Origin of the sequence: uncultured Sphingomonas sp., assembly GCF_937871615.1 — a bacterium.
Taxonomy (GTDB): Bacteria; Pseudomonadota; Alphaproteobacteria; order Sphingomonadales; family Sphingomonadaceae; genus Sphingomonas.
The window spans coordinates 108545-123070 of record NZ_CALMPA010000012.1; the positions used below are offsets into that span (position 1 = coordinate 108545).

Here is a 14526-nt window from a genome sequence, read left to right on the forward strand (position 1 = left end):
TGGTCACGCTGGCCGGCGCGGCGCTCGTCGCGCTGTGGAGCTGGCATGTGATGCGAAAGGCGGAGAAGTGAAGGCGAAGCATCAACGCCTGACGCTCGCGTTGCTTGCTGTCGCGGCGATCGTCGGCGCGGCGCTGCTCGCGCTTTCCGCGCTCAAGGATCAGGCGGCGTTCTTCTACGCGCCATCGGATGTCACGCCGCAAACGCTGCCGCTGGGCCGCGCCGTGCGGCTGGGCGGAATGGTCGAAAAGGGGTCGATCAGGCGCGCGGGCGATGGGGTGACGATCCATTTCCGCGTCACCGATGGCCGCGCCACCACCCCCGTCAGCTTCACCGGGATCGCGCCTGATCTGTTCAAGGAAAATTCTGGCGTGGTGGCGGAGGGTGAGTTCCATCCCGACGGCTCCTTCGTCGCGACCAACCTTCTCGCCAAGCATGACGAGAAATATATGCCACCGGAAATGGCCGGAAAGATGCACGAAACGAAGTCGCTCGAACAATGAGCGGCTATATCGCGCTCGCGTTGCTTGGGTTGCTGGCTTTTGCGGCGCTCGTCGTGTTGCGGCTGCCCAGGATGCTGTGGACCTTTGCGGGGGCGGCGCTGTTCCTCGGTGCCGCCGGTTATGCCTGGCAAGGGCGACCGGGCGTGCCGGCATATGACGCGGTTGCCGCGACTCAGCCGATCGCGGTGGAGCCGGCGGTGATCGCGCTGCGCGACCGGCTGATGGGGCGCTATACCGCCGATGGTGCCTATCTCATCGCATCCGATGCGATGCTGCGCACCGGAGACACCGCCGCGGCGACCCAGGTGGTGCTGGGCGGCCTTCGCGCATTCCCGAGCAGCTTCGTTCTCTGGACCCAGTTGGGGACGAATCTGGCGTTGCATGATGGCGATCAGATGTCTCCGCCGGCGGTTGCCGCGTTCCGGCAGGCGATACGGCTGGCGCCCAGGCATCCCGCGCCGGTTTATTACATGGGGCTGGCCTATGTTCGCGCCGGAAACCTCCCGGCGGCGCTGCCGCTGTGGAAGCGCGCGGCGGCGCTTTCCGCGCCGGGATCGGATTACGGGCAGGATATCGCGCGCCAACTGGCGCTGCTCGAACGCGTGCTGCGGATGCCGCCGCGCGGTGTCAGCGCGCGCTAACCGCCCTGATTTTTCGGGACAGCGGCCCCCGTGGCTCTTGTTGCGGGGCGATTGGGGCCGTGCTAGGCGCCCCGCTCCAACAGGGTGATTGCAGGTTTTCTGCCGTGATTTCGGTGTCTGCGAACATTTAGTGAGCACTTCCCAAACCTTGGGTGTGGCGCCAGGCCACGACCTGCGCCGCGACAGCCTTGCCAAGCTGGCGGTGGGCGCGATCGGCGTCGTCTATGGCGATATCGGCACCAGCCCGCTGTACGCGATGAAGGAGGTGTTCGTCGGCCATCATCCGCTGACGGTCGACCAGCTTCATATCTTCGGCGTCGTCAGCCTGATCTTCTGGTCGCTCGTGCTGATCGTCACCTTCAAATATGTGATGGTGATCCTGCGCGCCGATAACGAGGGCGAAGGCGGTAGCCTCGCGTTGCTCGCGCTGATCCAGCGACGCAGCGGGGCGGGCAAAAGATGGGGGCCGAGCCTCGTCATCCTCGGCGTGCTCGCGTCCGCGCTGTTCTTCGGGGATTGCATGATTACCCCCGCCGTCTCCGTCCTTTCCGCGGTGGAGGGGCTGGCGACGGTGGAGCAGGGGTTCGACAGTTTCGTCATTCCGATCGCGGTCGCGATCCTCGTCGGGTTGTTCTACATCCAGTCGATCGGCACCGCGCGGGTGGGCAAGTTTTTCGGCCCGATCATGTCGGTCTATTTCATCACGCTCGCGGTGCTCGGGCTGATCCACATCATCCAGCAGCCGCATATCCTGCAGGCGCTCGATCCGCGCTGGGCCGTTCGATTCGCCACCACCGACGGGAAGCTGGCCTTCCTCGCGCTCGGCTCGGTGGTGCTGGCGCTGACCGGGGCGGAGGCGCTCTATGCCGATATGGGGCATTTCGGGCGCAAGCCGATCGCTTATGCTTGGCTGTGGTTCATCTTTCCGGCGCTGATGCTCAATTATCTCGGGCAGGGCGCGCTGCTGCTCGGCCAGCCGGCTGCGGCGGAAAATCCGTTCTTCCTGATGGCAAGCGAGGAATGGCGCCTACCGCTCGTGATCCTGGCGACGGTGGCGACGGTGATCGCCAGCCAGGCGGTAATCACCGGCTGCTATTCGGTGGTGCAGCAGGCGATCCAGCTCGGCCTGATGCCGCGCCTGCGCATCAGCCACACCAGCGCGTCCGAAGCGGGGCAGATCTATATCGCGTCGGTCAACTGGACGCTGATGGTGATGGTGCTGTTGCTGATCTTCGGCTTCCGCGCGTCGTCCAACCTCGCTGCGGCTTATGGAATCGCGGTGACGGGCACGATGTTCATCTCCACCTGTCTGGTCGGGGTGCTGATCTATCGCGTGTGGCGCTGGCCGTGGTGGGTGGTCGCGCCGTTCGTCGGCGTGTTCGTGTTCATCGACGGCCTGTACTTCTCGTCAAACCTGACCAAAATCCTCGATGGTGGGTGGTTCCCGCTGCTCGTCGCGATGGTCTGCTTCGTCCTGCTCACCACCTGGGCGACCGGGCGCAAGCTGATGATCCAGCGGATGCGCGAAGGCGCGATGCCGATCAAGATATTCATCGGCTCGGCGGCCAATTCGGCGACGCGCGTGCCGGGCACCGCGGTGTTCATGACCTCGACGCCGGAGGGCGTGCCGCACGCGCTGCTCCATAATCTGAAGCACAATCGCGTGCTGCACGAACGGGTGATCCTGTTGACCGTGAAGGTCACCGACATGCCCTATTTCCCTGAAGATGATCGCTTCCTGCACGATGATCTGGGGCAGGGTTTCCACCGCGTGATCCTGCGCTACGGCTTCATGGAGGCGCCGGACGTGCCCGCGGCGCTGAAGAAGTTCCACGGCTGCGGCGCGGACATCCGCATGATCGACACCAGCTTCTTTCTCTCGCGCCAGACGCTGCTGCCGTCCGAGCGACCGGGAATGATGATCTGGCGCGAGAAGCTGTTCGCCTGGATGCTGCGCAACGCGGAAAGCGCGATGGAATTCTTCCATCTGCCGACCAACCGGGTGGTGGAACTCGGCACGCAGATCGAGATTTGAACGCCCCGATCGTCGTGACCGCGCTGTTCGCGGCGGCGGATCAGGCGTGGTTCGATTCGCTGCGCCGCGCGCATTATCCGGCGGAGCGCAATCGGCTCCCCGCGCATCTCACGCTGTTTCATCATCTCCCGCCATCGCAGGCGGCGGAGGTGAAGCACCGACTTTCGCTGGAAACGCACGGCGTGGCGCGCCCGCCCGCTACATTGCGTGAACCTTATTCGCTGGGCAGCGGCGTGGCGTGGCGAATCGAAAGCGCGGCGCTTGCGGATATCCGCGCGCGGCTTGGCGAGGCGTTTGCCGGGCTGCTGGTTCCGCAGGACATGGCGGGGTGGCGCCCGCATGTCACGATCCAGAACAAGGTCGCGCCCGATACTGCGCGGGCGCTGCTGGCGGCGATGCGCGCCGGCTTTCGCGCGCGGCCTGTCACGATCACCGGCCTGGCCGCCTGGTGGTATCGCGATGGGCGATGGGAGCCGTTGTCACGGCATATGTTCGGATAACGAATGGTAGCGGAGGAGGGACTTGAACCCCCGACACGCGGATTATGATTCCGCTGCTCTAACCAGCTGAGCTACTCCGCCCCAAGGCGTTTTCGCCGAAGCGAGGGGGCCTATTAGCAGTGCCGCCGGAGCGGTCAAGCGCGCAGTTCGTTCCGGGCGTCGATGGGGGCGCCGAACAGATCGTGTTCATCGGCATCCTCGATCGTTGCCGGCACGATGTCTCCGACAGAAAGGTGCCCCGCGTCGCGCAAATGCACCTCGCCGTCGATATCCGGCGCGTCGGCATAGGAGCGGCCAGTCGCGCCATCCTCGCCGACCGCGTCGATGATTACCTCCAGCGTGCGCCCTATCTTCGCCTGCAGCTTGGCGGCGGAGATCGCGGCGGTTTTCTCCATCACGCGGGCGTAGCGTTCTTCCTTCACCTCATCGGGCACGTGATCGGGAAGCGCATTAGCCGCCGCCCCTTCGACCGGCTCGAAGCGGAAGGCGCCGACGCGATCGAGCTGAGCTTCATCCAGCCAGTCGAGCAGATACTGGAAATCGTCTTCGGTTTCGCCGGGGAAGCCGACAACGAAGGTCGAGCGGATCGCGATATCCGGGCAGATTTCCCGCCACGAGCGGATGCGCTCCAGCACCTTCGCTTCGTTGGCCGGGCGCTTCATCGCCTTGAGCACCGCGCGGCTGGCGTGCTGGAATGGAATATCCAGATACGGGAGCACCAGCCCTTCCGCCATCAGCGGGATCACCTGATCGACGTGCGGATAGGGATAGACATAGTGCAGCCGCACCCATGGCGCGATCCGGCCCAGCTCGCGCGCCAGATCGGTCATGTGCGAGCGGACCTCATCGCCCTTCCACGGCCATGATTTGTGCCGCAGATCCACCCCGTAAGCCGAGGTGTCCTGGCTGATGACGAGCAACTCCTTCGTGCCCGCTGCAACCAGTTTCTCGGCCTCGCGCAGGATCGCATCGGGCCGGCGGCTGACCAGATCGCCGCGCAGCGAAGGGATGATGCAGAAGGCGCAGCGATGGTTGCAGCCCTCCGAAATCTTCAGATAGCTGTAATGGCGCGGGGTGAGCTTCAGCCCCGCGTCGGGGATCAGATCGACATAGGGCGAGATGCTGGCCGGCGCCGCTTCATGCACCGCCTCCACCACCTGCTCATATTCATGCGCGCCGGTGATCGCGAGCACGTTGGGGAAACGCGTGCGGATCAGTTCCGCTTCCTTGCCCATACAGCCGGTGACGATGACACGGCCGTTTTCAGCGATCGCCTCGCCGATCGCCTCAAGGCTTTCCTCCTTCGCCGAATCGAGAAAGCCGCAGGTGTTGACCAGCACGACATCCGCCCCGGCATAATCGGGCGACATCTGATAGCCATCGGCGCGAAGCTGGGTGAGAATCCGCTCGCTATCGACCAGGTTCTTGGGACAGCCGAGTGAGACCATGCCCACGCGGGGCGGGGAGGGGAGTTTGGTAGCCATAGGGGAACGCGCCACATAGCGATTCGCGCGGGCTTTTCCTAGGGTGCTGCGCATATGGCGCACTATACCCTGATCCCGCATCCCGAATTTCCGCCGCTGGCCGTGCGCGCGGTGACCGTCGAACTGACCGATGGCGGCGACCGGCTGGACATTTTCTATCGAGTCGAGGGCGCGGCGGAAATGGTCTGGCCGGCGCCCGCCTTGCCGGTCCGGACGGATGGGTTGTGGAAGGCGACGTGCTTCGAACTGTTCCTTAAGCCTGTTGATCTTACGGGTTATTTCGAGTTCAATTTCTCCCCGTCCGGTCAATGGGCAGCCTATGCGTTCGACGGTTATCGGACGGGAATGCGCGACCTGTCACAACCGAGGCCGCCACATATCAGGCGAGGCGGCGACAGGGTCGAGGTCGATTGCGCGCTTGCCGGCCGGCGAGACGCGCCGATGCGGGTGGCGCTGACGGCGGTGATCGAGGAAAGTGGCGGCAGGCGTTCCTTTTGGTCGCTGGCGCATCCCCCCCGCGCGCCGGATTTCCACCACGACGATTGCTTTGTCGCGCGGCTCGCGGCACCGGGGCGGCCATGAAGTTCGGGATTGATCGCCTGCTCGCCGACGCGAGCCTCAGGAAGCCGCTGGAGGGGAAACGCGTGGCGTTGCTCGCGCATCCCGCCTCCGTCACCGCCGATCTGACGCACAGCCTCGATGCGCTGATCGCGGCGGGGGTGAAGGTAAGCGCGGTGTTCGGGCCGCAACATGGCGTGCGCGGCGATCTTCAGGACAATATGATGGAGTCGCCGGACTTCACCGATCCCACCTACGGGATGCCGGTGTTCAGCCTCTATGGCGAGGTGCGGCGACCCACCAGCCAGTCGATGGGGACGTTCGACGTGCTGCTGGTCGATCTCCAGGATGTCGGCTGCCGCATATACACCTTCGTCACGACGCTGCTTTACGTGCTGGAGGCGGCGGCCGCGCACGGCAAGGAAGTGTGGGTGCTCGATCGCCCTAATCCGGCCGGCCGGCCGATCGAGGGGCTGACCTTGCGCGCCGGCTGGGAAAGCTTCGTCGGTGCAGGGCCGATGCCGATGCGGCATGGGCTGACGCTGGGTGAAATGGGGCGCTGGTTCGTCGATCATTTCCGGCTCGACGTGGCATATCGCGTGATCGGGATGGACGGGTGGCGGCCCGATGCGGCGCCCGGCTATGGCTGGCCGGCTGATCGTGTGTGGATCAATCCCAGCCCCAATGCCGCCAACGTCAATATGGCGCGCGCCTATGCCGGCACGGTGATGCTGGAGGGGACGACGCTGAGCGAGGGCAGGGGAACGACGCGCCCGCTGGAACTGTTCGGTGCGCCCGATATCGACGCGCGCGCGGTGATCGCGGAGATGCGCAGGCTCGCGCCCCAATGGCTCGCGGGCTGTGCGTTACGTGATTTCTGGTTCCAGCCGACCTTCCACAAGCATGTCGGGCAGCTTTGCACCGGCGTGTTCATCCACGCTGAAGGCCCGGCTTATGACGATGCCGCTTTCCGCCCGTGGCGGTTGCAAGCGCTGGCGTTCAAGGCGATCCGGCGGCTTTGGCCCGATTATCCGCTATGGCGCGATTTTCCGTATGAATATGAATTCGGCAAGCTCGCGATCGACGTGATTAACGGCGGCACGATGCTGCGCGAATGGGTGGATGACGCGGCGGCGGCACCGGCGGACCTAGACGGGCTGGCCGTGCCGGACGAGCAGGCATGGGCGGAAGAACGGCGCGGGTTCCTGCTTTATTGAAGGTCGGGTTCAGGCCTCGATCGTCACCGTCGATGGATGATGCTTGTCGAGATGGCGCTTGATCGTCTTCAGGTTGAGCGTGTTCGATCGGTAGAAGAAATCCGCCGCGTCGCCGATCAGCGGCACCATGCCGAGCACCGCGTCGAACCCGACGCGTGCGCTCATCCGGGCGAGCTGGAAGCGGCTCATGCGCAGGTTGCGGGCTTCCCATACGATCCATGCGCCAAGCGCGGCGGCGATGAGATCGCCGACGACGGGAATGAGGCCGAGCAGCGCATCCAGCCCGACCCGCCGGTTGATCCCCGGCACGACGAACAGCCCTTCCAGCACCTTCTCCATCGCTTCGACGCGTTGGCGGACGTGCGCCGGATCGCGACTGAGCGGCAGCCGATCCAGAAGGGCGGGGTCAATGCGGGCGGTGCGCTGGTTCATGCCCGATCACTTGGGGACGGCCCTCAGGTGGTTCAACGGGTGCCACGCGCGCGGGTTTGGTTGCCATTGGCGCAGCCGCAGCGAAACGAGCGACCAGCGCAGCGGGCGCGCGATCGGGATGAACGGGACATCGGCGGCGATCGCGGCATCGGCGGCGGCGATCGCGTCACCGCGCGCGGCAAGCGTCGGGGCGACGCGCGCGGCCTCCAGCGCCTGATCGGCGGCGCCGCCGCATGGTGCACAGGCCGCCGCCAGATACCAGCGGGCGCTGTCATAGGGCGCGACCGCGTCCACCAGCCGCAAATCCGCGTCGCGATCGTCCAGTGCCGCCCGTTCCGGCTGGATGCCGATCGCGATCAGGTCCGCGCCGATCCGCCCCCACAGCAGGTTGCCGCCGGGGCCGGAGGGAAGCGCGATGCGAAGCCGCAGCGGGCCAGGATGGTTGCGTTGCCATATCGCGATACGGGTGGCCGCTTGTAGCTGGCGATTATCGTGATCCTGCGCCACCCATGGCGACGATGCCGGGGCGGCGGCTGAATCGAGCTGATCGGGCAGCAATTGCTCGGTTGACGCCCAATCGGCGGAAAAGGCGGCGGTGAGCGCGGCGCGGTCGATCACTCCAGCGAGGGCAGAGCGGTTGGCCTGCTCCTCCAGGAAGCCCGTCCGCTTCACGATCGCCAGCCCGAACAACCCGCCCGCTGGATCGAGTCGCACATTGGCGGGTGGAAGCGAGGCGAGTTGGAGCAACGGCCAGTCTCGCACGGTGCCCCCGGTGACGAGGTCCGATCGGTGCGCGGCAAAGCGGGTGATCGCGCGTGCGGCGGTTTCGCCGATCAGCCGAACGTCATCCTCCGGCACTTTTTCCCGTTCCTCGTCGGGCGAGCGATCGAGCGCGCGCACTGGCGTCAGGAGTAGTGAGCGGGGATTTTGGTGCGCGATGCGAAACGGCCCGCTGCCGGCGGGGCCGCTGGTTGCCGGCCCGCGCAGCCGCATGATCGCCAGTTCGGGCTGGGCGAAGATCTTCAGCAGATCGGGGCGCGGATAGGAAAGCTCGATCTGGATGATCTGCGGCGTCATCGCCACGATCGATTCGATCGCGGTGAGATAGGGCTTCAGGGGGTTGTGCGAGGCCGGCGCGATCTGGCGTTTCAGGATCGCCACCACTTCGGGCGCGGTGACCGGGCGACCATCGGACCATCGCGCCTCGCGCAGGCGGAAGATATAGGTTCGCCCCTCATCCGTAACGATCCAGCGTTCGGCGACGCCCGGCTCGATCTGGCCGGTGGCATCGAAGCGCACCAGCCCCTGCGCGACCGAATCGGCCAGCAGGCGATCGCTTTCCGGGGTTTCGCCGCGGCTGGCGTCGCGCAATTGGGGCGCCGTGCCGATCACGCTGGCGACGACCGGGCCGATATCGGCGCGCCGGTCGCAACCGGCGATCAACGCCAGTGCGGCACATGCGATGGTGCGGACGGCGGGACTCGAACCCGCACGCCAATGGCAGAAGATTTTAAGTCTCCAGCGTCTACCGATTCCGCCACGTCCGCGCATCGCCCGCGACGTGAAGTCTACCGGGAAGCGAACGTCAAGCGACGTTGAGCCGGATTCGCATTTCCTTGCCCGGTTTGAAATAGGGAACGCGCTTCGCATCCACCTCAACTAGCTCCCCGGTGCGCGGATTGCGACCAGTGCGCGCATCGCGCGCGCGCGTGGAGAAGGCGCCGAAGCCGCGCAACTCGACACGGCCGTTTTCCGCCAGCCGGCGCACGATTTCATCGAAGAAGGTGGAAACGAGCGCCTCAACCTCGCGCAACGAAAGCTCGGGGTTGGCCTCGGCAAGCTGCTCGACGAGTTCGGAGCGGATCATAGTGCAACCTCAGGTGCGATTCTCCGCGGCGCGCGGGAACCATTCGGTCGCGATAATACAGGCAAAGTGCGGGTCGGAATAGGACCGAAACGACGATATCTTACAAATTTGTGCCGGATCGAGAACCGGGCGGGAAAAGATCCCACCCGGTTCGCCGACATTACTTCTTGGTTTCGCGAGCCTTCAGCGCTTCGCCGAGGATGTCGCCGAGCGACGCGCCCGAATCGGACGAGCCGTATTGCGCCACAGCCTGCTTCTCCTCGGCGATCTGCATCGCCTTGATCGAGAAGGTGGGCTTCTTCGAACGATCGAAGCCGGTGACCATCGCGTCGAGCTTCTGGCCGACCTGGAAACGCTCCGCGCGCTGCTCGTCGCGGTCGCGGCCGAGATCGGTGCGCTTGATGAAGCCGGTCGCGCCATCGTCGCCCGCCTGCACTTCGAGGCCCGCATCGCGGACTTCGAGGACGGTGACGGTGACGATCGCGTTCTTCGACAGGCGATCGCCCGCCGCCGACGCGCCGACCACCGGGCCGCCGCGCTCAAGCTGCTTCATGCCGAGCGAGATGCGCTCCTTCTCCGCGTCGATATCGAGCACGATGGCGGTGACCATCTCGCCCTTGCGGTGCAGCGCCAGCGCGTCCTCGCCCGAAACGCCCCAGGCGATGTCGGACATGTGGACCATGCCGTCGACATCGCTGTCGAGGCCGATGAACAGGCCGAACTCGGTCGCGTTCTTGACTTCGCCCTCGACGGTCGAGCCGATCGGATGCTCGGCTGCGAACTTCTCCCACGGATTGGCCTGCGCCTGCTTGAGGCCGAGGCTGATGCGGCGCTTGTCCTCATCGACCTCGAGCACGACCACGTCGACTTCCTGGCTGGTCGAGACGATCTTGCCCGGATGGACATTCTTCTTGGTCCAGGACATTTCGCTGACGTGGACGAGGCCCTCGATGCCGGCTTCCAGCTCAACGAACGCGCCATATTCGGTGATGTTCGTGACGCGGCCCGACAGCTTCGCGCCGACCGGATATTTGCCGCCCGCGCCATCCCACGGATCGCTTTCGAGCTGCTTCATGCCGAGCGAGATGCGCTGCGTATCCTTGTTGATGCGGATGATCTGCACCTTCACGGTGTCGCCGATGTTGATCATCTCGCTCGGATGGGCGACGCGCTTGTAGCTCAGATCGGTGACATGGAGCAGGCCGTCGATGCCACCCAGATCCACGAAGGCGCCGTAATCGGTGATGTTCTTCACCACGCCGTCGATGATCTGGCCTTCGTGCAGCGACTGAATCAGGCCCGAACGCTGCTCGGCGCGGGTTTCTTCCAGAACGGCGCGACGCGAGACCACGATATTGCCGCGCTTACGATCCATCTTCAGGATCTGGAACGGCTGCGGGATATCCATCAGCGGGGTGACATCGCGCACCGGGCGGATATCGACCTGGCTGCCGGGCAGGAAGGCGACGGCGCCGTTCAGATCGACGGTGAAGCCGCCCTTCACGCGGCCGAAGATCACGCCCTCTACGCGCGCGGTCTTGGCGAATTCGGTTTCCAGATTGTCCCATGCGGCTTCGCGGCGCGCGCGATCGCGCGACAGCATCGCTTCGCCGTGCATGTTCTCGACGCGATCGACATAGACTTCGACTTCGTCGCCGACCTTAAGCTCGGCCTTCTGGCCGGGGGCGGCGAATTCGCGCAGCGGCACGCGGCCTTCGCTCTTGAGGCCGACGTCGATGATCGCCATGTCGTTTTCGATGCCGGTGACGGTGCCGTGCACCACGCGGCCCTCGAAGCTGTCGGCGCCGCCGAACATGTCATCGAGCATCGCGGCGAAATCGTCGCGGGTTGGGGTTGGCATTGAGGCCATAAAGCTAGAGTTCCTTAAGTCGTTTCCGGCCAAACGGTTGAATCCGCTGGTCTTGGCCTTCACTGCCGCGCCGACCCCATGTCGATGCGGCATCCATTGGACGGGGGGGTGAGAGGGCCAAGACGCCAATGCGAAAAGGGCGCGAGAGGATAGCCTCTCCGCCGTGCCCCCGCAGACCCCAGCCTGCCGGACCGGCGCCCCTTAGCTCAAGTGATGGTTATCCACAAGCAAATGGCGGTGGGATGCGGTGGGGCGCGATGGGGCTTCGCGCATGGCGGTTCGCCGCCCACTCAGCCCTTCGCTGCCGCCTTTCGCGCGCGCTGTTCCTCAACCAGCGCGATCGCCTTCTCCACTGATGCCTCGATCGACAGGAAGCTGGTATCGAGCAGCGCGGCATCGGGCGCGGGTACGAGCGGGGCCGCGCTGCGCGTGCTGTCGCGCTGATCGCGCGCGCGGATGTCGGCCAGAACCTGATCGAAGCTGATGGTGGAGCCGTGCGAATGAAGCTCTGTGTGGCGTCGGCGCGCGCGGATGTTCGGCGTCGCCTTCACGAACAGCTTGGCATCCGCATCGGGCGCGATCACGGTCCCGATATCGCGCCCGTCGAGCACCGCGCCGCCTTCCTGGTGCGCGAAGCGTTTTTGCCGCTGGAACAGCGCGGCGCGCACCAGCGGATGCGCCGACACCACGGAGGCGAGCTTGCCGATCTCGCCATCGCGCAGCACCGGATCGGCCAGCGTCAGGTCATCGAACCCACAGGCTGCGACCGCATCGGCTTCGCGCGTCGGATCGAGCCCCAGTCGATCGACCGTCGCCGCCACCGCGCGATAAAGCAGCCCGGTATCCAGATGCGGCAGGTGATAATGTTTGGCGAGCGCCTTGGCGATCGTGCCCTTGCCGGATGCCGCCGGCCCATCGACCGCGATAATCATGCCAGCGCATCCTGCCGCGCGAGCCAGCCGCGCAGCACCGCGATCGTCTCCTCCGGGCGATCGCCGAAGATATTGTGCGCCGCGCCGGGGATCACCGCGAATTCGGCGCCGGGCACGCGCGCGGCATAGCTGCCGATCGTCGCCGGGCGGGCTTCGTCATATTGGCCGCAAATAAACAATGTGCGCTTCCCATCGAGCCTGGCGAGCAGCGGCTCGCCGTCATATTTTCTCAGCGTGCCGGTCGATACGAACTCGCTCGACCCCCACATCGTTTCATAGAGCCGCGCGTTGAAACCGTGGCCCCCGACGGCGCTGGCATAGGCGCGCCGCGCGTCCGATGCTGGTTCACGGCCATTGTAGGCGGCGTAAAACGCCTTGCTCGCCGTCGCGCAACTGGCCGGCTGCGGGGCCTTGAGCGCCTCGCAGCGGCGGATTTCGTCGCGGATCGGGGCGGGGAGGGCGTCAACGAGGATGTTGGCGTCGCCGATCCAGCTTCTGGTCGCGATCAGCGGGCTGGCGAGAGCGAGACCTGCCAGGCCCGCCGGGCGCCGCGCGCCATATTCCAGCGCGATCGTGCCGCCCCAGCTATGCCCCAGCACATGGCAGCGGGTGAGGCCGAGCGCGCGGCGGATCGCATCGACCTCGTCCACGAAACGCGAGACGCGCCAGTTGGCGGGATCGTTCGGCTGGTCCGACCGGCCCGAATCGAGCTGGTCGTAGAGGATCACCGCGCGCTCGTCGGCCAGCGGCAGCGCTTCCAGCAGCGCGTCATGCGTGCCGCCGGGGCCGCCGTGGATCAGCAGCAGCGGCGCGCGTGGGCCGGCGAGGTCGCCGTTGACGCGGGCATAGACGCGCCCGCCCTCGACCAGCACCATTTCCTCGCGGGTCGGCGCAGGATAGCTTGCCAGCCCGCGCGCCATCGCGGGCAGCGGCAGCAGTGTGGCCAGCCCGCCGGCGAGCAGCAGTCGCCTGTCGATCAGTCCCACGCGACATTTCCCCCGAGCGATTCGAGCAATTCGAAGAAGGTGGGGAAGCTCGTCCTCACCGGCGCGGCATCGTCGATCATCACGGCGGCGCGCGCGTGAAGCCCGGCGATCGCCATGCTCATCGCGATGCGGTGATCGAGCTTCGTGGCGACGCGCGCGCCACCGGGAATCGGATCGCCGCCGGTGCCGTCGATCGACAGGCCATCCTCATGCTCGATCAGCGCCACGCCGTTATCTTCGAGCGCCGCCTTCATCGCGGCGATGCGATCGGATTCCTTGACGCGCAACTCCTCCGCGCCGCGCGCGATGGTGCGGCCACTGGCGAAAGCCGCGGCGACGAACAGCGCGGGATATTCGTCGATCATCGAAGGCGCGAGTTCTCGCGGCACTTCTATTCCCTTGAGCGCCGCGTGGCGCACATGCAGGTCGGCAACCGGCTCGCCGCCCACCGTGCGCGGGTTCAGTTCGGTGATGTCCGCGCCCATCAGCCGGAGCGCGATGACGATGCCGCTGCGGGTCGGGTTCATGCCGACATTCTCCACCACCACATCGCTGCCCGGCACGATCGACGCGGCGACCAGCCAGAAGGCGGCGGACGAAGGATCGCCCGGCACGACGATGGATTGCGGCTTCAATTCCGCCTCGCCGGTGATCGAGATGATGCGCCCCTGCGGTGATTCCTCGACGCTCAGCGCCGCGCCGAACCCGGCGAGCATCCGCTCGCTATGATCGCGCGTCGGGATCGGCTCGATCACGCGGGTGGAGCCCGGCGTGTTGAGCCCGGCGAGCAGGATCGCCGACTTCACCTGTGCGGACGCCACCGGCAGCGTATAGCCGATCGGCACGGCGGGGCAGAGCCCGCGCACCATCAGCGGCAGCCGCCCGCCGGGCGAGGCGGTGAATTGCGCGCCCATCGTGGATAGCGGATCAATCACGCGCTTCATCGGTCGCGCCGAGAGCGAGGCGTCTCCGGTGAAGGTCGTGGTGATCGGGTGGGTGGCGACCAGCCCCATCAGCAGGCGGGTGGACGTGCCGGAATTGCCCATCTCCAGCGCGGATTCTGGTTGAAGCAGGCCGCCCACGCCGACGCCATATATGCGCCAGATGCCATCCTCGCCACGCGTGATCCGCGCGCCCATCGCACGCATCGCGGCGGCGGTGGCGAGCACGTCCTCGCCCTCTAATAGTCCCTCGACCCGGCTTTCGCCTACCGCGAGCGCGGAAAGCATCAATGCGCGATGACTGATTGATTTATCGCCGGGAACGCGGATTTTGCCCCGGAGGACGGCGGCGGCGGTGACGGTGACGGGTTGGGGGGCAGCGTGAACCATGTTCGCGCGGCCTTGCCAGCCGGGTTATGCTATGGCAAGGCGCGCGCTTCTTCGCAGGGACGGCCTGTTGAAACACCCATCCGAAAGGTTCTGCACGGCATGATCAAGCCGGAATGGGGCACGAAGCGTACGTGCCCGAAATGCGCGACGCGTTTCTATGACCTCGAAAAG

Annotated in this window: 15 protein-coding genes and 2 tRNA genes; 7 read left to right on the top strand and 10 right to left on the bottom strand. The window is 65.9% G+C overall.

All coding sequences use genetic code 11. The features are described 5' to 3' along the window. Window positions 1–67 precede the first annotated feature (67 nt). The 4 genes from ccmE to Q0316_RS02195 all read left to right on the top strand — a co-directional run bounded on the left by ccmE (window position 68) and on the right by Q0316_RS02195 (window position 3678). Window positions 68–502 (top strand): cytochrome c maturation protein CcmE, encoded by a 435-nt coding sequence (gene ccmE / locus Q0316_RS02180; RefSeq protein ID WP_298669015.1) that lies wholly within the window; start codon window positions 68–70, stop codon window positions 500–502. After that, window positions 499–1143, top strand: coding sequence for a hypothetical protein (locus Q0316_RS02185; protein ID WP_298669018.1), 645 nt, complete (start codon window positions 499–501; stop codon window positions 1141–1143). The genes ccmE and Q0316_RS02185 overlap by 4 nt, the downstream gene beginning before the upstream one ends. A gap of 130 nt (window positions 1144–1273) precedes the next feature. Beyond that, window positions 1274–3178, top strand: coding sequence for a potassium transporter Kup (locus Q0316_RS02190; protein WP_298669021.1), 1905 nt, complete (start codon window positions 1274–1276; stop codon window positions 3176–3178). Window positions 3179–3192: 14 nt separating this feature from the next. After that, a complete protein-coding gene (locus Q0316_RS02195) occupies window positions 3193–3678 on the top strand; it encodes a 2'-5' RNA ligase family protein (protein WP_298669024.1) in 486 nt (161 codons plus the stop codon). 4 nt (window positions 3679–3682) lie between these two features. On the opposite strand, the gene Q0316_RS02200 is transcribed toward Q0316_RS02195, so the two are convergent. After that, window positions 3683–3759: transfer RNA gene (locus Q0316_RS02200), tRNA-Met, on the bottom strand. Between the two features lie 53 nt (window positions 3760–3812). After that, window positions 3813–5162 (bottom strand): 30S ribosomal protein S12 methylthiotransferase RimO, encoded by a 1350-nt coding sequence (gene rimO, locus Q0316_RS02205; protein ID WP_298669027.1) that lies wholly within the window; start codon window positions 5160–5162, stop codon window positions 3813–3815. A 54-nt stretch (window positions 5163–5216) separates the two neighbouring features. Here rimO and Q0316_RS02210 point away from each other — a divergent pair, with 54 nt between their 5' ends. Then, window positions 5217–5744, top strand: a complete 528-nt coding sequence (locus Q0316_RS02210) for a DOMON-like domain-containing protein (protein WP_298669030.1) — start codon at window positions 5217–5219, stop codon at window positions 5742–5744. After that, window positions 5741–6937: a DUF1343 domain-containing protein gene (locus Q0316_RS02215; RefSeq protein WP_298669035.1), complete on the top strand. Its 1197-nt coding sequence runs from the start codon at window positions 5741–5743 to the stop codon at window positions 6935–6937. The genes Q0316_RS02210 and Q0316_RS02215 overlap by 4 nt, the downstream gene beginning before the upstream one ends. 9 nt (window positions 6938–6946) lie before the next feature. On the opposite strand, the gene Q0316_RS02220 is transcribed toward Q0316_RS02215, so the two are convergent. From Q0316_RS02220 to aroA, 8 genes are all read right to left on the bottom strand, one after another. After that, window positions 6947–7369, bottom strand: coding sequence for a DUF4112 domain-containing protein (locus Q0316_RS02220; protein WP_298669038.1), 423 nt, complete (start codon window positions 7367–7369; stop codon window positions 6947–6949). 6 nt (window positions 7370–7375) lie between these two features. Beyond that, window positions 7376–8812: an ABC transporter substrate-binding protein gene (locus Q0316_RS02225; RefSeq protein ID WP_298669041.1), complete on the bottom strand. Its 1437-nt coding sequence runs from the start codon at window positions 8810–8812 to the stop codon at window positions 7376–7378. Window positions 8813–8832: 20 nt separating this feature from the next. Then, window positions 8833–8916: transfer RNA gene (locus Q0316_RS02230), tRNA-Leu, on the bottom strand. Window positions 8917–8954: 38 nt separating this feature from the next. Then, window positions 8955–9236: an integration host factor subunit beta gene (locus Q0316_RS02235; RefSeq protein ID WP_298669044.1), complete on the bottom strand. Its 282-nt coding sequence runs from the start codon at window positions 9234–9236 to the stop codon at window positions 8955–8957. Between the two features lie 160 nt (window positions 9237–9396). Continuing rightward, on the bottom strand, window positions 9397–11106 hold the full coding sequence (gene rpsA, locus Q0316_RS02240) for a 30S ribosomal protein S1 (RefSeq protein WP_298669048.1): 1710 nt from the start codon (window positions 11104–11106) through the stop codon (window positions 9397–9399). Window positions 11107–11396: 290 nt separating this feature from the next. Further along, entirely contained in the window at window positions 11397–12038 is a 642-nt protein-coding gene (locus tag Q0316_RS02245; protein WP_298669051.1) for a d(CMP) kinase, read from the bottom strand. Then, window positions 12035–13024, bottom strand: a complete 990-nt coding sequence (locus Q0316_RS02250; protein WP_298669054.1) for a proline iminopeptidase-family hydrolase — start codon at window positions 13022–13024, stop codon at window positions 12035–12037. Before Q0316_RS02250 ends, Q0316_RS02245 begins: the two co-directional genes overlap by 4 nt. Beyond that, window positions 13015–14355 (bottom strand): 3-phosphoshikimate 1-carboxyvinyltransferase, encoded by a 1341-nt coding sequence (aroA, locus tag Q0316_RS02255; protein WP_298669056.1) that lies wholly within the window; start codon window positions 14353–14355, stop codon window positions 13015–13017. The genes Q0316_RS02250 and aroA overlap by 10 nt, the downstream gene beginning before the upstream one ends. On the opposite strand from aroA, the gene Q0316_RS02260 reads away from it, so the two are divergent. Beyond that, a partial coding sequence (locus Q0316_RS02260) for an FYDLN acid domain-containing protein (protein ID WP_298669058.1) occupies window positions 14347–14526 on the top strand: 180 nt, incomplete at its 3' end. The two genes, aroA and Q0316_RS02260, sit on opposite strands and share 9 nt — an antisense overlap.